This window comes from Psittacicella melopsittaci (assembly GCF_003585925.1).
Lineage (GTDB): Bacteria > Pseudomonadota > Gammaproteobacteria > Enterobacterales > Psittacicellaceae > Psittacicella > Psittacicella melopsittaci.
Genome location: NZ_NRJH01000005.1, coordinates 1 through 17,999, shown reverse-complemented (window position 1 = coordinate 17,999; position 17,999 = coordinate 1). Strand labels below are relative to the sequence as shown.

At 33.9% G+C, this 17,999-nt stretch carries 13 protein-coding genes; 12 read left to right on the top strand and 1 reads right to left on the bottom strand.

All coding sequences use genetic code 11. The features are described from left to right. Positions 1–280 precede the first annotated feature (280 nt). The 9 genes from CJP74_RS00505 to CJP74_RS00465 all read left to right on the top strand — a co-directional run bounded on the left by CJP74_RS00505 (position 281) and on the right by CJP74_RS00465 (position 12,177). The gene (locus CJP74_RS00505; protein WP_119496320.1) at positions 281–2,134 is read left to right on the top strand and encodes an ABC transporter transmembrane domain-containing protein; all 1,854 of its coding nucleotides are present in this window, start codon (positions 281–283) and stop codon (positions 2,132–2,134) included. A 294-nt stretch (positions 2,135–2,428) separates the two neighbouring features. Beyond that, positions 2,429–3,514 (top strand): GDP-mannose 4,6-dehydratase, encoded by a 1,086-nt coding sequence (gene gmd / locus CJP74_RS00500; protein ID WP_119496319.1) that lies wholly within the window; start codon positions 2,429–2,431, stop codon positions 3,512–3,514. Between the two features lie 8 nt (positions 3,515–3,522). Further along, on the top strand, positions 3,523–4,482 hold the full coding sequence (fcl, locus tag CJP74_RS00495; protein WP_119496318.1) for a GDP-L-fucose synthase: 960 nt from the start codon (positions 3,523–3,525) through the stop codon (positions 4,480–4,482). A gap of 165 nt (positions 4,483–4,647) precedes the next feature. Next, complete coding sequence (locus tag CJP74_RS00490) at positions 4,648–6,060, top strand: mannose-1-phosphate guanylyltransferase/mannose-6-phosphate isomerase (protein ID WP_119496317.1); 1,413 nt, start codon at positions 4,648–4,650, stop codon at positions 6,058–6,060. A 90-nt stretch (positions 6,061–6,150) separates the two neighbouring features. Further along, on the top strand, positions 6,151–7,359 hold the full coding sequence (locus CJP74_RS00485; RefSeq protein ID WP_119496316.1) for a glycosyltransferase family 8 protein: 1,209 nt from the start codon (positions 6,151–6,153) through the stop codon (positions 7,357–7,359). 26 nt (positions 7,360–7,385) lie between these two features. After that, positions 7,386–8,249: a WlaTC/HtrL family glycosyltransferase gene (locus CJP74_RS00480; RefSeq protein WP_222986794.1), complete on the top strand. Its 864-nt coding sequence runs from the start codon at positions 7,386–7,388 to the stop codon at positions 8,247–8,249. A gap of 126 nt (positions 8,250–8,375) precedes the next feature. Further along, a complete protein-coding gene (locus tag CJP74_RS00475; RefSeq protein WP_147397031.1) occupies positions 8,376–9,242 on the top strand; it encodes a WlaTC/HtrL family glycosyltransferase in 867 nt (288 codons plus the stop codon). Between the two features lie 86 nt (positions 9,243–9,328). Continuing rightward, entirely contained in the window at positions 9,329–10,573 is a 1,245-nt protein-coding gene (locus tag CJP74_RS00470; RefSeq protein ID WP_119496313.1) for a glycosyltransferase family 8 protein, read from the top strand. A gap of 359 nt (positions 10,574–10,932) precedes the next feature. Continuing rightward, positions 10,933–12,177: a glycosyltransferase family 8 protein gene (locus CJP74_RS00465; RefSeq protein ID WP_119496312.1), complete on the top strand. Its 1,245-nt coding sequence runs from the start codon at positions 10,933–10,935 to the stop codon at positions 12,175–12,177. A 40-nt stretch (positions 12,178–12,217) separates the two neighbouring features. Here the strand turns inward: CJP74_RS00465 and CJP74_RS00460 are convergent, their stop codons facing one another. Further along, on the bottom strand, positions 12,218–12,976 hold the full coding sequence (locus tag CJP74_RS00460; RefSeq protein ID WP_119496311.1) for a DeoR/GlpR family DNA-binding transcription regulator: 759 nt from the start codon (positions 12,974–12,976) through the stop codon (positions 12,218–12,220). A gap of 820 nt (positions 12,977–13,796) precedes the next feature. Here CJP74_RS00460 and CJP74_RS00455 point away from each other — a divergent pair. From CJP74_RS00455 to CJP74_RS00445, 3 genes are all read left to right on the top strand, one after another. Continuing rightward, on the top strand, positions 13,797–14,690 hold the full coding sequence (locus CJP74_RS00455) for an ROK family protein (RefSeq protein ID WP_222986793.1): 894 nt from the start codon (positions 13,797–13,799) through the stop codon (positions 14,688–14,690). Between the two features lie 586 nt (positions 14,691–15,276). Next, a complete protein-coding gene (locus CJP74_RS00450; RefSeq protein ID WP_119496309.1) occupies positions 15,277–16,173 on the top strand; it encodes an N-acetylneuraminate lyase in 897 nt (298 codons plus the stop codon). Positions 16,174–16,295: 122 nt separating this feature from the next. Beyond that, positions 16,296–17,837, top strand: coding sequence for a sodium:solute symporter family transporter (locus CJP74_RS00445; protein ID WP_119496308.1), 1,542 nt, complete (start codon positions 16,296–16,298; stop codon positions 17,835–17,837). The last annotated feature ends 162 nt before the right edge of the window (positions 17,838–17,999 follow it).

Below are 17,999 nucleotides of genomic sequence, written 5' to 3'. Positions count from 1 at the left end.
GAAATTTATACTGATTCCTCATTATTATATATTATGCTAACAAGCTAACTAATATATTCCTCGCTTCGATTATTTAAAAGTCTAACTTCTTTTCAACTTCTTTAAATCCTATATAATAAACAAATCAAAACAATCTTATTATTTTTCTAATTGCTTTATTTGATATAATAAGGCGTCAAATTATAAGTTTCATTAAAGTTTACCGTGGGGATAGATCCCCTCTGATATAAAAGTAAGCTGTATTTTCTACAAAGATATACCTCTTACTTTAAGATATTTTATGAGTAAATTATTTTCTAAAAAGAAGATTTCACCTCGTGATTTCTTAAATAATGTAGATCCTACCAACCCCAATCCAGTATTAGAATGTTCTAACTGGTATGCATTTCGCCTCTACTGGAGATATGTTATTCCATTTCAATGGGCACTGTTTGTTGGGATTATCTGTATTTTTATAGGTTCGGGTATTGATGCCTACCTAATTTCATCTATTAAAACCATTGTTGATAATGGTACTGGTATTTTAAATAGCTCGGTATTACTTGCATTTGCGTATATTCTAATTATCTTTATGTCTATCCGAGCAGTAATGCAATTTGTTTCGCAATATCTTTTTGCTTGGGCTCAAGAAAAGCTTTCAGTTAGCCTTTCAGAAAAGGTTTTTGCCCATATTTCGCGCATGCCTCAAGCATTTTTTGATATTCACGGAAATGGTCGCATTATTTCTAAAATCCAATACGAAGTTAGTACCATGTTAGGAGCTATTAGTAACTCCTTACTAACTATAAGCCGTGATGGCTCAACAGTAATATCATTTTTAGTGGTAATGTTTTATACCAACTGGGTATTATCTTCGGTGATCTTTTTAATGATTCCTGTAGTTTATCTAGTACTAAAACTAGTTTCAGCTTCAGTAAAAAGAATTACCCAAGGGCAAATGAAGTCTAGTGAAATCCAAACTAAACTTCTTAATGAAATGATTCATGGTCATGCTGTAGTGAATCTTTACAATGCCCAAGAATTTGAGCATAAGCGCTTTTATGAACAAATTGAACAAATTCGTAAACGTAGCCAAAAAGGGGTAGCTATTACCAACCTTGGTCACACTATTGTACAATTTGTCGCTTCTCTACTTTTAGTTTTAGTTATTGTTTTAGCTGCTTATGCTACAGATTTAGATTTACCACCAATTACTCCAGGTGATTTTATTGTAATCTTCTCGGCAATGTTTGGTTTACTAAAACCTGTGCGTAACCTTACTAATGTTTATACAGGATTTGTGCAATCATTAACCGCAGGTAAATCAATTATGGGTCTTTTATCTTTAGATACCGAAGAGGATAAAGGAACTTTAACTGCAGAACAAGTAGACTTTAGTAAAGATATTAACTACGAGAATATCTCTTTTGCATATCCAACTCGTAAAGACGAGCCAATTCTCGAAGACTTTAACCTAAAAATTGAAGCAGGAAAAACCTATGCTTTTGTTGGTAAGTCAGGAGGCGGTAAGTCAACTATAGTTAGCCTCTTAAGTCGTACTTATGACGTTGATAAAGGTAAAATTACTATTGACGGACACGATATAAGAGATATTAAACTTGAAGCTTTAAGAAATAATATTGGTGTAGTTTCTCAGAACGTGCACTTATTTGATGACACTATTTACAATAATATTGTCTACTGTGATGTAGATAAGTACACTCCTGAACAAGTGCAACGTGCAGCTGAGCTAGCATATGTGACTAACTTTACTTCAGAGTTCCCACAAGGATTACAAACGCGTATAGGTTCTTCTGGTTCGCGTCTGTCAGGGGGACAAAGACAAAGAATTGCTATAGCTCGTGCTTTACTACGCAATAAACCTATTTTAGTTCTTGATGAAGCAACATCTGCTCTTGATAATGAGTCAGAATACTTTATCCAACAATCGCTTGAAGAACTACAAAAAGGTAGAACTGTGTTAACTATCGCTCACCGTTTATCTACAATTGAAAAATCAGATCAAATCTGTGTAATTCTTGGTGGACAAATTGTTGAGCAAGGTACTCATGCTGAACTTATCCAAAACCCGCATGGAGAATACCATAAACTATACACACGAGATTTCAAAGAACAAGCAATCTCAAATAGTTAAAAGGATGGCATAATGCCATCCCTTTTTTATGGTCAATATTTGCTATTTAGGATATAATATCCTTAGGTTAATTAAATAGGGCTAGTGCTTTACAATGATTCTATAAAATTAATAAAAAAGAAGACCTTTATAGAAAAATCATTTATCAGTGGTATAAGTAAAACTTATAAGTTATGCAAATAAATTGTACTTATAGAAGCTTATTTATAATCCACCTGAATATTAGCCATAAATTATTTAAATAACCTAAAGTTTTACAATTACTCTACAAAGTAATTAAAAAAGAATATTTCTATGAAAAAAGCATTTATCACTGGTATAACAGGTCAAGATGGCTCTTATCTTGCCGAGTTTTTACTTGAAAAAGGATATGAAGTACATGGTCTAATCCGTCGCAGTTCTACCCCAAATACTGTCCGCTTAGATCATCTTGAGCATGCCTCAAATTTACATTTACACTATGGTGACTTAACCGACTCAGCCAACTTAATTAGCCTCATAGGGCAAATTCAACCCGATGAAATCTACAATCTAGGGGCTCAAAGTCATGTAGCTGTAAGTTTTACTTCGCCTGAATATACTGCTGATGTAGATGCTTTAGGTACTCTACGTATTCTTGAAGCTGTGCGTATTTTAGGGCTAGCTTCAAAAACCCGAATCTATCAAGCAAGTACTTCTGAACTCTATGGTTTAGTGCAAGAAGTACCACAAAAAGAAAGCACTCCTTTTTATCCTCGTTCCCCTTATGCAGTAGCAAAACTTTATGCCTATTGGATTACGGTTAACTACCGTGAAGCTTACGGCATTTATGCGTGCAATGGTATTCTCTTTAACCATGAGTCTCCTAGACGTGGAGAAACCTTTGTCACGCGTAAAATAACTCTCGGTCTTGCTCGCATAGCTCTAGGCTTACAAAAAGAACTGCAACTGGGAAATCTCAATGCCTTACGTGATTGGGGACATGCCAAAGACTATGTGCGTATGCAGTGGTTAATGCTCCAACAAGAACAACCAGAAGATTTTGTTATAGCTACAGGTAAGCAAGTTACCGTACGTGACTTTCTTGCCTTGGCTGCCAAAGAGCTGGGCATAAGTCTGCGCTTTGAAAATGAAGGTGTGCATGAAATTGGCATAGTGGATAAAATCCAAGGCGATAAAGCACCTGCCTTAAAAGTAGGAGATGTAATTATTAAGGTTAATCCAGAATTCTTCCGTCCTGCTGAGGTAGAAACTCTTCTTGGTGATCCGAGTCGAGCTAAAGAAAAACTAGGTTGGGAACCAGAAATTACTCTCGAGCAACTTTGTGCCCAAATGATCCAAGCAGATCTCAAAAAAGCACAAAAAGAGCTGCTTTTAGCCGCTCACGAGCAAGGGGAGTAAGCTAAATTATGACACTAAATATTTATGTTGCTGGGCATAATGGCATGGTAGGACGAGCCCTTTGTCGTCAACTTGCTTTAAATCCTGAGGTAAACTTAATAACAGCCAGCCATGCTGAACTTGATTTGACCAATCAAGCTCAGGTTAATGCTTTTTTTGCAGCTCATAAAATTGACCAAGTTTATTTAGCTGCAGCTAAAGTGGGAGGCATTTATGCTAATAACACTTTCCCAGCTGACTTTATCTATCAAAACCTCATGATTGAAGCTAACGTGATTCACGCTACTCACACCCATGGGGTAAATAAGCTAATGTTTTTAGGTTCGAGCTGTATCTATCCTAAATTTGCTCAACAACCTATGCGTGAAGAGCAATTACTCCAAGGCAGTTTAGAGCCAACTAACGAACCCTATGCTCTTGCCAAGATTGCGGGTATAAAACTCTGTGAAAGCTATAATCGTCAGTATGGTCGTGATTATCGTAGTGTAATGCCAACTAATCTCTATGGTCCTTATGACAACTTTCATCCTGAAAATAGCCATGTAATTCCCGCTTTATTACGTCGCTTTCATGAAGCTAAGGTAAATCAAGCTCCTGAAGTTATTGCTTGGGGGACAGGTTCGCCTCTCAGAGAATTTCTTCATGTAGACGATATGGCTGCTGCCGCTATCTTTGTTATGAACCTTAGTCCAGAAGAGTATGCACAGCATACCCAACCTATGTTAAGTCATATTAATGTGGGTACGGGAGTTGACCTTTCAATTAAAGAGTTAACTGAGTTAGTTGCCAAAGTAGTTGGCTATCAAGGGAAAATTATTTGGGATACAAGTAAACCTGACGGTACCCCTAAAAAACTTCTCGATGTCAGTCGCCTTAAAGCTTTAGGTTGGCAGGCAAGTATCGAACTTGAACAAGGCTTGCAAACCACTTATCAATGGTTTTTACAGCAAGATAACAAACGTATGTAACTAATCGAATAATAAATCGATACAAACAAAAAAAACAGTCCTATAAAATGGCACTATCTGTCTGTGGCCTTAAAGATTTAGATTGGCAAGCAAGTATCGAACTTGAACAGGCTTGCAAACCACTTATTAATGGTTTTTACAGCAAGATAACAAACGTATGTAAATATGGAACATAAAATCTTTCCTGTGATTTTAGCTGGAGGTACAGGTACGCGTCTCTGGCCAGTATCTCGTACTTCTTATCCTAAACAGTTCCAAACTTTTTTAGGTGATAAATCTATGATGCAACAAACCTTGTTGCGTCTAGAGCAAGTACCAAAACACGCACCTATAGTAGTGTGCAATGAAGAACACAGATTTATTGCAGCCGAACAATTACGGCAATTAGATCAACTTAATCATAACATTATTCTTGAACCTGTAGGACGTAATACTGCTCCTGCCATAGCCCTTGGAGCTTTAGAAGCTCTTAGTAAAGATCCTGAGGCAATAATTTTAGTGCTTCCAGCTGATCACGTTCTTTTTGAGACGCAAGTGTTTACTGAAGCTTTACCTTTAGCTTTAGCACAAGCTCAAAAAGATAAGCTTGTGACCTTTGGTATCAAAGCAACTCAAGCTGAAACTGGCTATGGCTATATTGAACAAGGGGCAAGTATTACTGCAAATTGCTTTCAAGTACAGTCTTTTAAAGAAAAACCAAATAAAGAACAAGCTCAAGAATTCATTGCTCAAGATAAATATCTCTGGAATAGTGGGATATTTATGTTTAAAGCAAAAACTTATCTTGAGACTTTAAAAAAGCAATGTCAAACGGTATATAACATCTGCTTCGAGGCTTATCAAAAAGCTCAAATAGATCTGGATTTTAAGAGAATTGCCAAACATGATTATCTAAGTTGCCCAGATATTTCCATAGATTATGCAATTATGGAAAATACTTCTCAAGCGGTAGTATTTCCCTTAAACCTAACCTGGAATGATATAGGCTCTTGGGAAGCTCTTTGGGAAATTTTACCTAAAGACAAGCAAGGAAATGTAATTCAAGGGGAATATCTTGGTTTAGATAGCCATAACAACTTCATTAAAAGCGAGAGCTCATTAATTTCGACTATTGGCGTGGATAATTTAATTATTGTCCAAACTCGTGACGCTCTTTTTATTGCTAATAAAGGACGTAGTCAAGAAGCAAAACAAATATTTGCTCAACTCAAAGAGCAAAATCATTCTACTTGCAGTAGCCATCCTCATGTGTTTCGTCCTTGGGGAAGTATGCTCTTAATTGATCAGGGAGAAAGATATAAGGTTAAACGTATTTCGGTACTCCCTGGAAAAAAAGTAGCTACGCAATTACACCATCATCACGCTGAACACTGGATTATAGTTTCGGGGACAGCAAGAATTATTTTAGAAGGGCAAGAGTTTTTAGTTACAGAAAACCAACCTTTCTACATACCTGTTGGTAAAAAACACTCTATTGAAAATGTAGGTAAAATCCCTTTAGAATTTATTGAAGTGCAGTCAGGAAGCTACCTTGGCGATGACGACGTAATACGTTTTGAAAGTGAATACTACCAATAGCATTGAAAGTGAATATTACCAATAGCATTGAAAGTGAATACTACCAATAGCATTTTTATATAAGATTTGACTTAACTTTTTATTACTAATATGCAAAACACAGCAAAGGTTAATCAGTTAGCTTTTAATACTAATGAAGCTTTCCTACCACACCTTGAAACACTTTTAAAAACTTATATTGCTTTTAATCGTGAACCAGCTAGAGCTATTATTCTCCATAATATAGCTGATGTAGAAAACTCTAAAATAGCTCAAGATTTTATTAATAACTTTAAAGCTTACCCAAATTTAGAGATTAATTTTCATTACGTAAGCCCACAAGATTTTCTCAAACTAGGCGTACGTGAACAGGATGCTAACAATGTAGCTAACTACCGTCTACTTCTTCCAACTTTACCTTACCAAGGTATAGTTTTATATCTAGATGTAGATGTAATGATTGTCGACAATATTGAAGAATTATTTAACGCTGAGGTTCTACAAGGTAATTCTCTTGGGGTTGTACCTGATTTATGTAATATTCGCCAAGTTTTAAATCGGAAAAAATTCTTTAGAGAGAAATGTTTCATTCCAGAAGTTTTAGAATGTAACTTTGGTTATAATAATCTATACTTTAATTCTGGAGTATTGTTGTGTGATTTAGATAAGTTAAGATCCAAAGCTAAAAATCCTGGACAAGATGTGTGGACTGAAAATTTAGGTAAATATCTTGATCGTAAGACTCTTATGCCTGACCAAGACTTTTTAAATCTTATTCATTTAAATGATAAGACTGAAATATCTTCAGTTTATAACTATCCAATGCGCTACTTAATTAGTCAAAGATTTTACTTAAATTACTATGGCTGGGATAAAGTAGAACCACCTGCTGATAAGGTTAAAAAAGTAAGACCTAAGATTCTCCACTTTTTAGAAAAACGTAAACAATGGGATAGTTTAGCTCCAGAGTGGACAGATTTATATAATTACTTTAAACAACAAAGTATTACCCAAATAGTGGAAAATAGTACAACTATTTATACTGATCTGTTAAGTAAATATTATCAGTATTACGAATATGAACCTTGCTTAGAAGAGTTAAATAATACACCTGCGTTACAACTTACGAGAAAATCGTTTAGAAAGCTTTGGAAAGAAAAACGTGAACCTTGGCAAATAAACCAGATTCTCATTAATTACTCATATGCAAAAATCCCGCTCTTTTTTGAGAAGTATCGTTTTAAAAAGGCTATTATAAAAACTCATAAAGACGAAAGCTACGCAAAAGAAATCTACGAGAAAAAAGGTAAACTTCTCTAAAAACCAAACAAACTAAGGATATTACTTTGGCAAATTTAGATAACAGCATCTCAATAGTCACAGCCTTTTATGATCTAGGGCGTGCTAACTGGAAAGGATTTGAAAGAAGCGTTGACTACTACTTTAATAATTTTGCTCGTTTAGCACAATTAGAAAATGAGATGGTAGTATACGTTGCTTCAGAAGAACATAAAGAACGAGTTCTAGCTTTACGTGGTAATCGTAAAACAGAAGTGGTTATTTATGACTTATTTAAAGAGCAAGCGGATTTAGTACAAAGAGTAAAAGCAGTACTAGAAAATCCTGAATATAAATCTAAAGTTAAACCTGAACTATTAGAAAATGGCAATATTGAGTACTTCAATGCAGAATACGATGTAGTAAATTTTGCTAAAACTCTATTCATTAACCACGCTATTGAAAATAACTTAGTTTCACATGAACAAGTAGCTTGGGTAGACTTTGGTTATCATCGTAACAAAAAATTCTGTAAAAACATTAGCGAATGGAGATTTGCTTTTACCCCAGATAAAATCAATTTCTTCAACGTAATAAAAGCCAAACGTATTCCTCCTTTTAATACCGAAGAACAAATCTTCCGCTTTATGTATGAGAATATAGTTTATATTGTCGGTTGTATTATTGTTGGAAACCGTAAAGCGTGGCAAGAGTTTAACCAACTTCTTTACCCAATCATTGATGAGCTTTTAGCAAGAAATATTATCGATGATGATCAAGGTGTTTACATGTATTGTGTCCATAAAAAACCTGAGTTATTCAAAATTAACTATGTAGGTAAAAGATGGAGAATCCAAAATATTGTAAACAACTATAATGATCAAACATTAAGAGCTAAGGTTTTTCAATTTTGGCAAAAAATTAAAGGTTAAGTTAAAAACGTAGGTTTTACCAAAGCCTACGTTTTTAATTTATACATTCCATATTAATTACTTACTATATAATATTAAAGCATATAAAATAGTTAGAGTTTTTATATTAAATCGAAGGATACTACTTTGAATAAGTTAGATACAAATATCTCAATGGTTACTGCTTTTTATGATTTAGGTCGTGGAGAGTGGAAAGGCTTTAAACGAAGTGCAGATGATTACTTCAACACTTTTGCAAATCTTGCTAAAATGGAAAACGACATGGTCGTTTTTGTTGCTAATGAAGAACATAAAGAACGAGTACTTAAACTACGTGAAAACCGTAAGACTACAGTTATCGTTTATGACTTAATTAAAGAAAAAGCGGATTTAATTAAAAGAGTAAAGGAAGTTCTTTTTAATCCAGATTATCGTGCAAAGGTTTTACCTGAACTTATTGAAAATGGTAATATTGAATATTTTCATGCAGAATATAATGTAGTTAACTTTGCTAAAACTTTCTTTGTTAATTATGCTATTGAAAACAATCTGACTGAACATGAACAAATAGCTTGGGTCGATTTTGGTATAGATCGAGATGGAAAGTTTTTTGCTGGATTAACTAACTGGAAGTACGACTTTACCCCAGATAAAATTAATTTCTTTAACATTGTTAGAGCAAAATATATCCCTCCGTTTAATACCGAAGAACAAGTTTTTCGTTTTATGTACGAAAATATTGTTTACATATGTGGCGGAGTTATTGCGGGAAATAAAAAAGCTTGGCAAGAATTTAATGCTTATCTATATCCAACAATAGACGAAATCTTAGCAAAAAATGTTATTGACGATGATCAAGGCATTTACATTTACTGCTATTGGAAAAGACCTGATTTATTTAAAGTTCGCTATGTTGGTGCCCGTTGGAAAATTGAAAACATTGTAAAACTAAATAATCAAAATACTTTTGGTTATAAAGTTCGTCAAATTTTACGTAAACTATCTCTTATCTAATCCTTATTGCAAGTAATTTTACTCTTAGCTTTATTAATAAATAATTGTATATAAAGTATAGTAGAGTAACAAAAAATATATCTCTTATGACTAAACCATACCAAATTTATGTTACAGGAACAGCTAACTACTTTCCTCATTTAATTGTATTAATTAAAAGTTTTGTAGCCTTTCATCGTCATTCGATGACTTTTATTATAGGTCATAATATAAAAGACCCTAATGATCCTGCTATTTTAGAAGTAAAAGAGACGTTTAAAGATTATCCTAATGTACAATTGGATTTCCACTATATAGATCCGCAATTATTTATTGATTGGGGAGTGGTTCCTGATGTAGCTAAAGAGGCGGTATTATTACGTTTAGCTCTACCGACTTTACCATATAATGGTCGTGTTTTATATATAGATATAGATACTCTTGTAACAGGTCCACTAGACGAACTCTTTACTGATGAAAATATTTTCCAAGGTAAGTCTATTGCCGTTTGTGCGGATCTAACAGATTACTTTGATAAGTTCAGTCCTAAAGGGTTTTACAGACAAGAAAAATTCCCAAGCAAGTTCTATACTTTACCTTTTGGTGAAAAAGGAAATGTATTCTTCAATGCAGGAGTAATGTTAATTGACTTAGAGAAAATACGTATAAGCCCTGATAAGGATAAAAATCTTTGGCAATATCATTGTGCAGAGATATTTAACGAAGGAAGATTTGCAGGACTCGACCAAACCTTTTTAAATATAGTTCACTTTTACGATAAGACAATTATTTCTAATAAATATAACTTTTTTGTTTTCTTATTAAACGAAACTCGTCATGTATTAGATATAGCAGGTTGGAAAAACTATCCACAATCTTTAGCTGAAGGTAAAGTTGAAGCACCTATGTATCCTTCAGTAATTCACTTTCTAACTCTAAGCCCTAAAAAACAATGGGATAGTTATTTAATTGACCATCAAGACTTATACAACTTCTATAAAGAGCAAAGTGTAGAGCAAATTATAGACGAGGATGTTGACTACTACTTCCAGATGATGATCAATTATTATGATCACTATGGTTACACCCCTGGTTTAATAGATTTTGGTAAATATGATAAATATCTATACAATTACAGTGTTGAACAAGTATCTAAAGCTGTAGGTTTATTTAGTAAGCCATGGAGTTTTTCTCCTCTTTTATTATCAACAACCATCTATAAATTAAGAGGGCTAAGAAAACTTTTAAATCGTTATAGATTAAATCACCGAGGCAATATTAAAGGGGCAATAAAACATAGTAATAAAGTTTTTGTTCCATTTAAAGATCTGGCTAAGAGAACAAAGAAATAATACAGAAAAAGCCTGTAGATTATACAGAAGTTATGCATATGTAAAAGTCATTCTAATTTTTTGAGTTAGCAATAACAAATGTTTTTCTTGTCTCGAGATTTTTTCATTGTAAAAAAATAAATTATGAATGTTCGAACTAAGATATGCCTCCTCAAGGTATTTTCTTAGGTTGCTTAATTAGAAAATTATTTGAAAAATATATGTTTCTTTCTTTAAAAATTTAGAAAAATTCAGCTTTACCTCAGTAGTATTTTATAGCTTATTTAAATAATTAACCAAACCTATGTCTTAAAGACTGAATTATAAGACTTACTTTCTGTTATTTTAAATATCCAAATATAATATCTAGCGGTACAATTATGACTAAACCATACCAAATTTATGTTACTGGAACGGCTAACTACTTTCCTCATTTAATTGTATTAATTAAAAGTTTTGTAGCCTTTCATCGTCATTCGATGACTTTTATTATCGGTCATAATATAAAAGATCCTAATGATCCTGCTATTTTAGAAGTAAAAGAGACGTTTAAAGATTATCCTAATGTACAATTGGATTTCCACTATATTGATCCGCAATTATTTATTGACTGGGGAGTGGTTCCTGATGTAGCTAAAGAGGCGGTATTATTACGTTTAGCTCTACCGACTTTACCGTATAATGGTCGTGTTTTATATATAGATATAGATACTCTTGTAACTGGTCCACTAGACGAACTCTTTACTGATGAAAATATTTTCCAAGGTAAGTCTATTGCCGTTTGTGCAGATATATTAGATTATTTCCATAAATTCCATCGTAATAGTCCCTATAAAGTAGAGAAATTCCCTAGTAAGTTTTATACTTTGCCTTTTGGCGAAAAAGGGAGTGTATTCTTTAATGCAGGGGTAATGCTAATCGACATAGATAAAATACGTATAAGTCCAGATAAGGATAAAAGCCTTTGGCAGTACTATTGTGCTGAGGTATTTAACGAAGGGAGATTCTCAGGGCTTGATCAAACCTTTTTAAACATAGTTCATTTCCACGATAAAACTATAATTTCAAATAAGTACAATTTCTTTGCTTTTCTTCTGAATGAAACTCGCTATGTACTAGAAGTTGCGGGGTGGAAAAACTATGATAAAGCTTTAGCTCAAGGTAAAGTTGAAGCTCCTATGTATCCTTCAGTAATCCACTTTTTAACTCTAAGACCTGCAAAACAATGGGACAGCTACCTAGTAGATCATCAAGATCTTTATAGATTCTATAAAGAGCAATCTGTAGAACAAATAGTTGGTAAAGATGTAGCCTACTACACTCAAATGATGATTAACTATTACGATCACTACGGTTACACTCCAGGCTTAATTGACATTGGTAGATATGATAAATATCTTGATAATGTAACTATTGAAGACGTTTCAAAATCAATCGGCTTATTTAGTCGCCCATGGAATGTTTCACCATTTTTCCTCTGCTCTACAGTTTATCGTTTACGAGGTCTAAGAAAATTCCTTGGACGTAAACGTCTAAGCTTTGATAATAAAATTAATCAAGCCATAGAACATAGCAAGAAAAACTTTGTTCCATTTAAAGAACTAGCTCAAAAAACAAAAAAATAACACACAAAAAAAGCTCAGTCGATTTTGACTGAGCTTTTTCTTAAACTAGTGAAATAGAAATGCCTCGTTTATCAATCATATCTTGAGATTTTTTCTGTAAATTTTTATCACTGATAATTAAATTAAATACAGATAAATCCGAAACATTAAAAGTCGCTATTTTACCGTACTTCGATGAATCTACAACAAGAATTTTTGAACGAGCTGATTTAATAATGGCATTTTTTACGATGATTTTACTTTCATCAGGAGTTGTAATGCCTTCAGAAGACCATGCTGAAGTAGAAACAAAGGCAACATCAATAGAAATATTTTTAATAAAACGTGCAGCTAACTCCCCAACAGCAGAGTAGCTATCTTTGTTTACTGTTCCGCCAGTATGCATTAATTTACAACGTCCATGACGCATTAACCAACGGGCAATCTCAAAGTCATTTGTCACAACTAAAAGGTCTTCATTGTTTTTAATATGACGAGCAATTTCACGGGTAGTTGTTCCAGAATCTAAAAACACTGTACCACGAGAAGGAACATACTCGGCTGCTTTTAAACCAATTGCCGCTTTTTGTTCTTGATTTAAAAATGACTTGTCATCATGAGTCGGTTCTTCAATAACTCTTTCGATTAATTGCACCCCACCAGACACAGGAACAACTTGTCCCATGGCTTCTAGAGCTTTGATATCACGACGAATCGTCATATGCGAAACACCAATCTCTTCAACAAGTTGGGCAATGCTCATAATCTGCTGGTTATTGATTAATTCTAAAATCCTTTTTTGTCTTGCAGCAGGAATCATAATAGTCCACTAAATTAAGAGATTATGACAGCATCTAGCAACAGCTATTAGCTAAAGATGCTATTAATCCCGTGTAAATGACGTTATCACATGCTTAATTTATAGATTTAATAAATAGCTGCATAAACCTAAAAAATATCCTAAGCATTATGAACTTAGATTTAAAAAAGGAAAAAGTCTTCAATCGGGGAAGTCATTTTACGAGAAGTTTTGCTATAAGGTATAAGTTTGAGTTTGTTCGTAAAATGACTTAACTCCGAATAAGCGGTAGTCTATGTTTAGACGATAAATTTTTTATAAATGGATGAGCTTAAGCAAATTATTCTTATATTTTGATCTTTTCCTTAGACTATATTTTAACAAAAACACACGTGAGTTTCACAGTTACTTATAAATCATTTTCTCTAAATATTTAACTTAAGTGGAGATAAAATATGCCTATTCGTTTTCTTTACCCCACTCTTTTTCTTAAATATCAAAAGCTTAATATCGATATTAAAAAATACAGTTGTCCTCCAGAAAAATAAATTAAAGTCATTTAATATATTAGTACTTTATGGGGAGATTAATTAAAACAAATATTAACTCAAAGAGAATTTTTCTCGCTTCAGCGGTTAATTAAATAATACTTATAAATAAAAAAATTGCTTGGGGTCTAATATTTAAGTATCAAGAATAGCTTAATAGTGTTATAATGATATCTGTGATATTTTGCACGCACGAAAAAAATTTCACACGATTGTATCAAGTTTTTAGAAGGAAAACTAATTTTAAACCTTGTAAAAGGACCAAACCTTTTACTTCAATTAAGGAAAGCGTCATGAAAGTATTATCAATTGATATTGGTGGAACAAAAGTTGCGACAGCGATTATTGATAACAATCTCCAAATCACTAAGCGTCTACAGTTTAAATCACGTAACGACCATACACCAGAGATTTTTGAGCAATTTTTCACTGATATCTTAAGTAACTATGACTCTAACGAATACGATGCAATTACTATAGGTACAGCAGGGATTATCAATAAAGGGATTTATACTTGCTTAACTAAAACTTCAATTGGTCAATTAGATGGCTTACCTTTTATTGATCTCTTTAAACGCATTTCAGGCAATAAACCTGTCATTGCTTTAAATGATGCTCAAGCAGCAACTTACGCTGAATACTGCACGGCACAATTAGCAAACATGTGCTTTGTTACAGTTTCAACAGGTGTAGGTGGGGGATTTATCTTAAATGACGATATTCTTATCGGTGAAGATGGTCGTGCTGGCCACATAGGTCACATGCTAATTAAAACTCCATCTCCAGTTGCTCAAATTTGGGGTAACTATGCCAAAGTTGAAGACTTAGCTTCAGGTCGTGCAATTGCTGCAGCTACTAAAGATTGGGAAAGACCTTTAACTACAGCCGAAGTATTTAATGGTCAAGCTGAAGGTGATCCACGTTGTGATGCTATAGTTAAAGCAGCTGCCGAAGCTATTACTCAAATGATTGCTAATATTGTAATTAGTTATGATATTCAAGAATTTTTCCTAGGCGGTTCAGTGGCATATCACACTAACTTTATTGACCAAGTACAAGAAATGCTGAACTCTATGCCAGAGCAGTACCATGCTAAATTACATCGTGCAGCTCATGGTCAAGACTCAGTTTTAGTTGGTGCGGCACAGTACTACTTTAACCGTGGCTTAAAAGGTTATAATTCTTAATTGATATCTCAGGTTAATTATTTAAATTATTTAACCCAGAAAAAAAGCTTCCGTTTAAAATGGAAGCTTTTTTTAAGTAATAATTCCTAAATTTAACCTAAATTAGGCAAAAATTGCTTTTTTAAAGCAAAATACCCCCTCTGTTTTTAAGGAATTATTTTGATCGTTTTCGATCATTTTTTATTAAAGGAAAAAACTTTTCTTAACAAATTAACGCCCAAACCCCTCTAAAATTTACCTTTTATTTTCTTAATAATCAAGAACTTGATCTCTTTTAAGCTTTAGTTTTGCCTTTTACCGCAAAAAAGATAAAAAAATCTTTGTTTTTTTGACCAAAAAACAGCAAAAAAGAAAAATCAAAAAAGTGTGACGCGTGACAACTTTTTGAGATAAATTCTCCCAAAGATTTTTATTTTGGATATTATATAAATATAAACAAAAGAGAAAAATGCCAATTATATATTTATATATTCTCTGGTATTTTATTCTTAATATTTCCTCTAAAACTTAAACTCGACTCAAAGTTAGACAAAAGATTCCGAACCCTTTGTCTAATGTCCGAATATTTCACAGGGAGAAATTCAAAATGAGTAAATTAGGCGGTATTATTAGTGCTTTATTAGTATCTTACAATACAGACGGTTCATTAGATGAAGCAGGTACTCGTGCAATAGTACGTTACAACATCGACGTTAACAAAATTGATGGTCTATATGTTGGTGGTTCTACTGGTGAGAACTTCTTAATTGACACCGAAACTAAAAAACGTATTTTTGAGATAGTTGCTGATGAAGCTAAAGGTGAAGTACCTTTAATTGCTCAAGTAGGGGGCATTAACCTACTCGAATCTCTAGAACTTGCACGATATGTTAAAGAATTAGGAGCTTATGCTGCTGTTTCTGCAGTTACTCCTTTCTACTACAAATTTAGCTTTGCGGAGATAAAAGAGTACTATCGTCGCATCGTTGAAGCAGCTGAGTTAGATTTAATCATCTACTCAATTCCTCTTTTAACTGGGGTTAACTTATCTCTCAAACAATTTGAAGAATTATTTAATATTCCTCGTATTATTGGCGTTAAGTTCACAGCTGCAGACTTCTACTTACTCGAAAGATTAAGAGGAGCATTCCCAGATAAATTAATCTTCTTTGGCTTCGATGAACTACTACTTCCAGCAGTTATCTACAAAGTTGACGGTGCTATTGGTTCTACTTATAACGTTGACGCTCCATTAGCAAAACAAGTATTTGCTAAAGCACAAGCTGGTGACTTAGACGGTGCTCGTGACGCTCAAGCTAAACTAAACAACTTTATTGACCAAGTATTAGAAAATGGTCTCTACCAAACACTGAAAGAAAGTTTACGTTTAGGTGGCGTGGACGCTGCTCTAGCAGTAAGACCACCTATGTCTCAACTTACTGAAGCACAAAAAGAACGTGCTAAAGAGATTTTTGCAAGCTTAAAAGCGGATCTGCCGAACTAAGCTGAAAAAAAATTAGTTACTTCAAGTAGCTAAAATATCTAAATCCTTTTATCTTCTTTGATAAAAGAAATCCCCACTATCTAGTTACCCAACTAGATACCACTTAAAGTTAGGATTAACGTATGGAAACAGCAGCAACTTCATGGAGCTGGATTAACTGGGCGATTGTCGGACTCTACTTAATAGGGATGTTAGGATTTGGCTTTTTATTCTCAGGAAAAAAAGAAACCTCTAAAGACTACTTCTTAGGTGGAGCTAAGATTCCTGCTTGGGTATCTGGTTTATCCATTTACTCAACCATGTTATCTTCAATCTCGTATATTGCCTTACCAGCGTCTATTTTCAAAAACGGTCTCGTTATTGGTACAGCTTCATTAGGTACAATTCCATTAGCATTCTGGGTTGTACGTTACATTATTCCAGTATTTAGAAGCGTTGATGCTATTACAGGTTATGAATATTTAGAAAGACGTTTTAAATCACCTTTCTTTAGATATGTAGGTGCAGTGTCATTCTCTTTATTCCACCTTGCACGTACAGGTCTTGTACTCTACTTACCAGCGATCGCATTAATGATCATTTTCCCTGGTGCTTCAATCATTACTCTAACAATTGCAACAGCTCTTGTGTGCGTAGTGTATACCACAACTTCAGGTATCGAAGGGGTTGCATGGCTTGATGCGGTACAGGCGATTATCTTAATCGTTGGTATGCTTATTGTAGTAGGTGTAGCTTTCCAATATATTCCTGAACAAGGTTTATGGCAAGCACTTCAAGATCAAGGTAAAGCATATAGTGCAGAAAACTTCAGATTCGCTTTAGCTAGCGACTCTATGTGGGCATTAGTAATTGGTCACGGTATCTTCAGTTCTGTATATTCATATATCGGTTCTCAAGACGTAATCCAACGTTACTCTATTACTCCATCTGAAAAAGAAGCGAAAAAAGCAGTTCTCTTCAACGTACCATTACTATTCATCTCTGTAGTAATGTTCACTCTAATGGGTGCGGCTTTAATCATCTTCTTCAACTACTCAGGTAATGAATTACCAGCTGATGTTTCAGGTAACGCTATCGTTCCTTACTTCATCTTCAAATATATCCCAGTTGGTCTTTCAGGTTTAGTGGTAGTTGGTATCTTAGCTGCAACACAATCAACAGTGTCTTCATCTATTAACTCACTAGCGACATGTGTGGCAAACGATATTATCTTACCTAAATCTAAAAATGAAAAACTAAAAGTTAGAGTAGGTATGGCTGCTTCAGCTATCTCTGGTCTATTAGGTACTGCATTAGCTTACTACTTAATCGTAGAAGGTCAAGGTGACGCATTCAAACTATTTGCTGGTTTAACTGGTCTCTTTGGTGGTCCTTTAGCAGCTATCTTCTTATTAGCTCTATTCTGGGATCGTGCTGGTAAAGCTGCAGGTTATGTGTGCTTACTAGTAGCAATCGCTGTATCTTTCTACATTGCAAACCCACTAGGCTTAGACTACAAAGCGAACATTAGTCCGTTCTTAGTAGCTCTAGTAATCATTGCATGTGGTGTTATCTCAGGTGTGATTGCTTCTTTCATCTTCCCAGCACCTAAACGCGAAGAAATTAAGAACTTAACTTATAAAACTGTAATGGAAACTCGCCGTGCAGCTAAATTAGAAAAATAATAATTAAGTTTTTTAGCCTCCTTAAATCTTAAGGAGGCTCCTATTTTTGTTTAAACCAATTGGCACTAGAATAAAAATCTGTTAAAATATAGTATTAGTCTTGTTCTTAAGGGGCAAAAGGAACAATATTTAAATATACCTATAAAACTCCTGAATAAGTTA

Bases quoted from the DNA above. Each gene is read 5' to 3' on its own strand.
- CJP74_RS00455 (WP_222986793.1), top strand. From the start codon at position 13,797: ATGAAAGTATTATCAATTGATATTGGTGGAACAAAAGTTGCGACAGCG.
- CJP74_RS00490 (WP_119496317.1), top strand. From the start codon at position 4,648: ATGGAACATAAAATCTTTCCTGTGATTTTAGCTGGAGGTACAGGTACG.
- CJP74_RS00460 (WP_119496311.1), bottom strand. From the start codon at position 12,976: ATGATTCCTGCTGCAAGACAAAAAAGGATTTTAGAATTAATCAATAAC.
- CJP74_RS00470 (WP_119496313.1), top strand. From the start codon at position 9,329: ATGACTAAACCATACCAAATTTATGTTACAGGAACAGCTAACTACTTT.
- CJP74_RS00465 (WP_119496312.1), top strand. From the start codon at position 10,933: ATGACTAAACCATACCAAATTTATGTTACTGGAACGGCTAACTACTTT.
- CJP74_RS00485 (WP_119496316.1), top strand. From the start codon at position 6,151: ATGCAAAACACAGCAAAGGTTAATCAGTTAGCTTTTAATACTAATGAA.
- gmd (WP_119496319.1), top strand. From the start codon at position 2,429: ATGAAAAAAGCATTTATCACTGGTATAACAGGTCAAGATGGCTCTTAT.
- CJP74_RS00445 (WP_119496308.1), top strand. From the start codon at position 16,296: ATGGAAACAGCAGCAACTTCATGGAGCTGGATTAACTGGGCGATTGTC.
- CJP74_RS00505 (WP_119496320.1), top strand. From the start codon at position 281: ATGAGTAAATTATTTTCTAAAAAGAAGATTTCACCTCGTGATTTCTTA.
- CJP74_RS00450 (WP_119496309.1), top strand. From the start codon at position 15,277: ATGAGTAAATTAGGCGGTATTATTAGTGCTTTATTAGTATCTTACAAT.
- fcl (WP_119496318.1), top strand. From the start codon at position 3,523: ATGACACTAAATATTTATGTTGCTGGGCATAATGGCATGGTAGGACGA.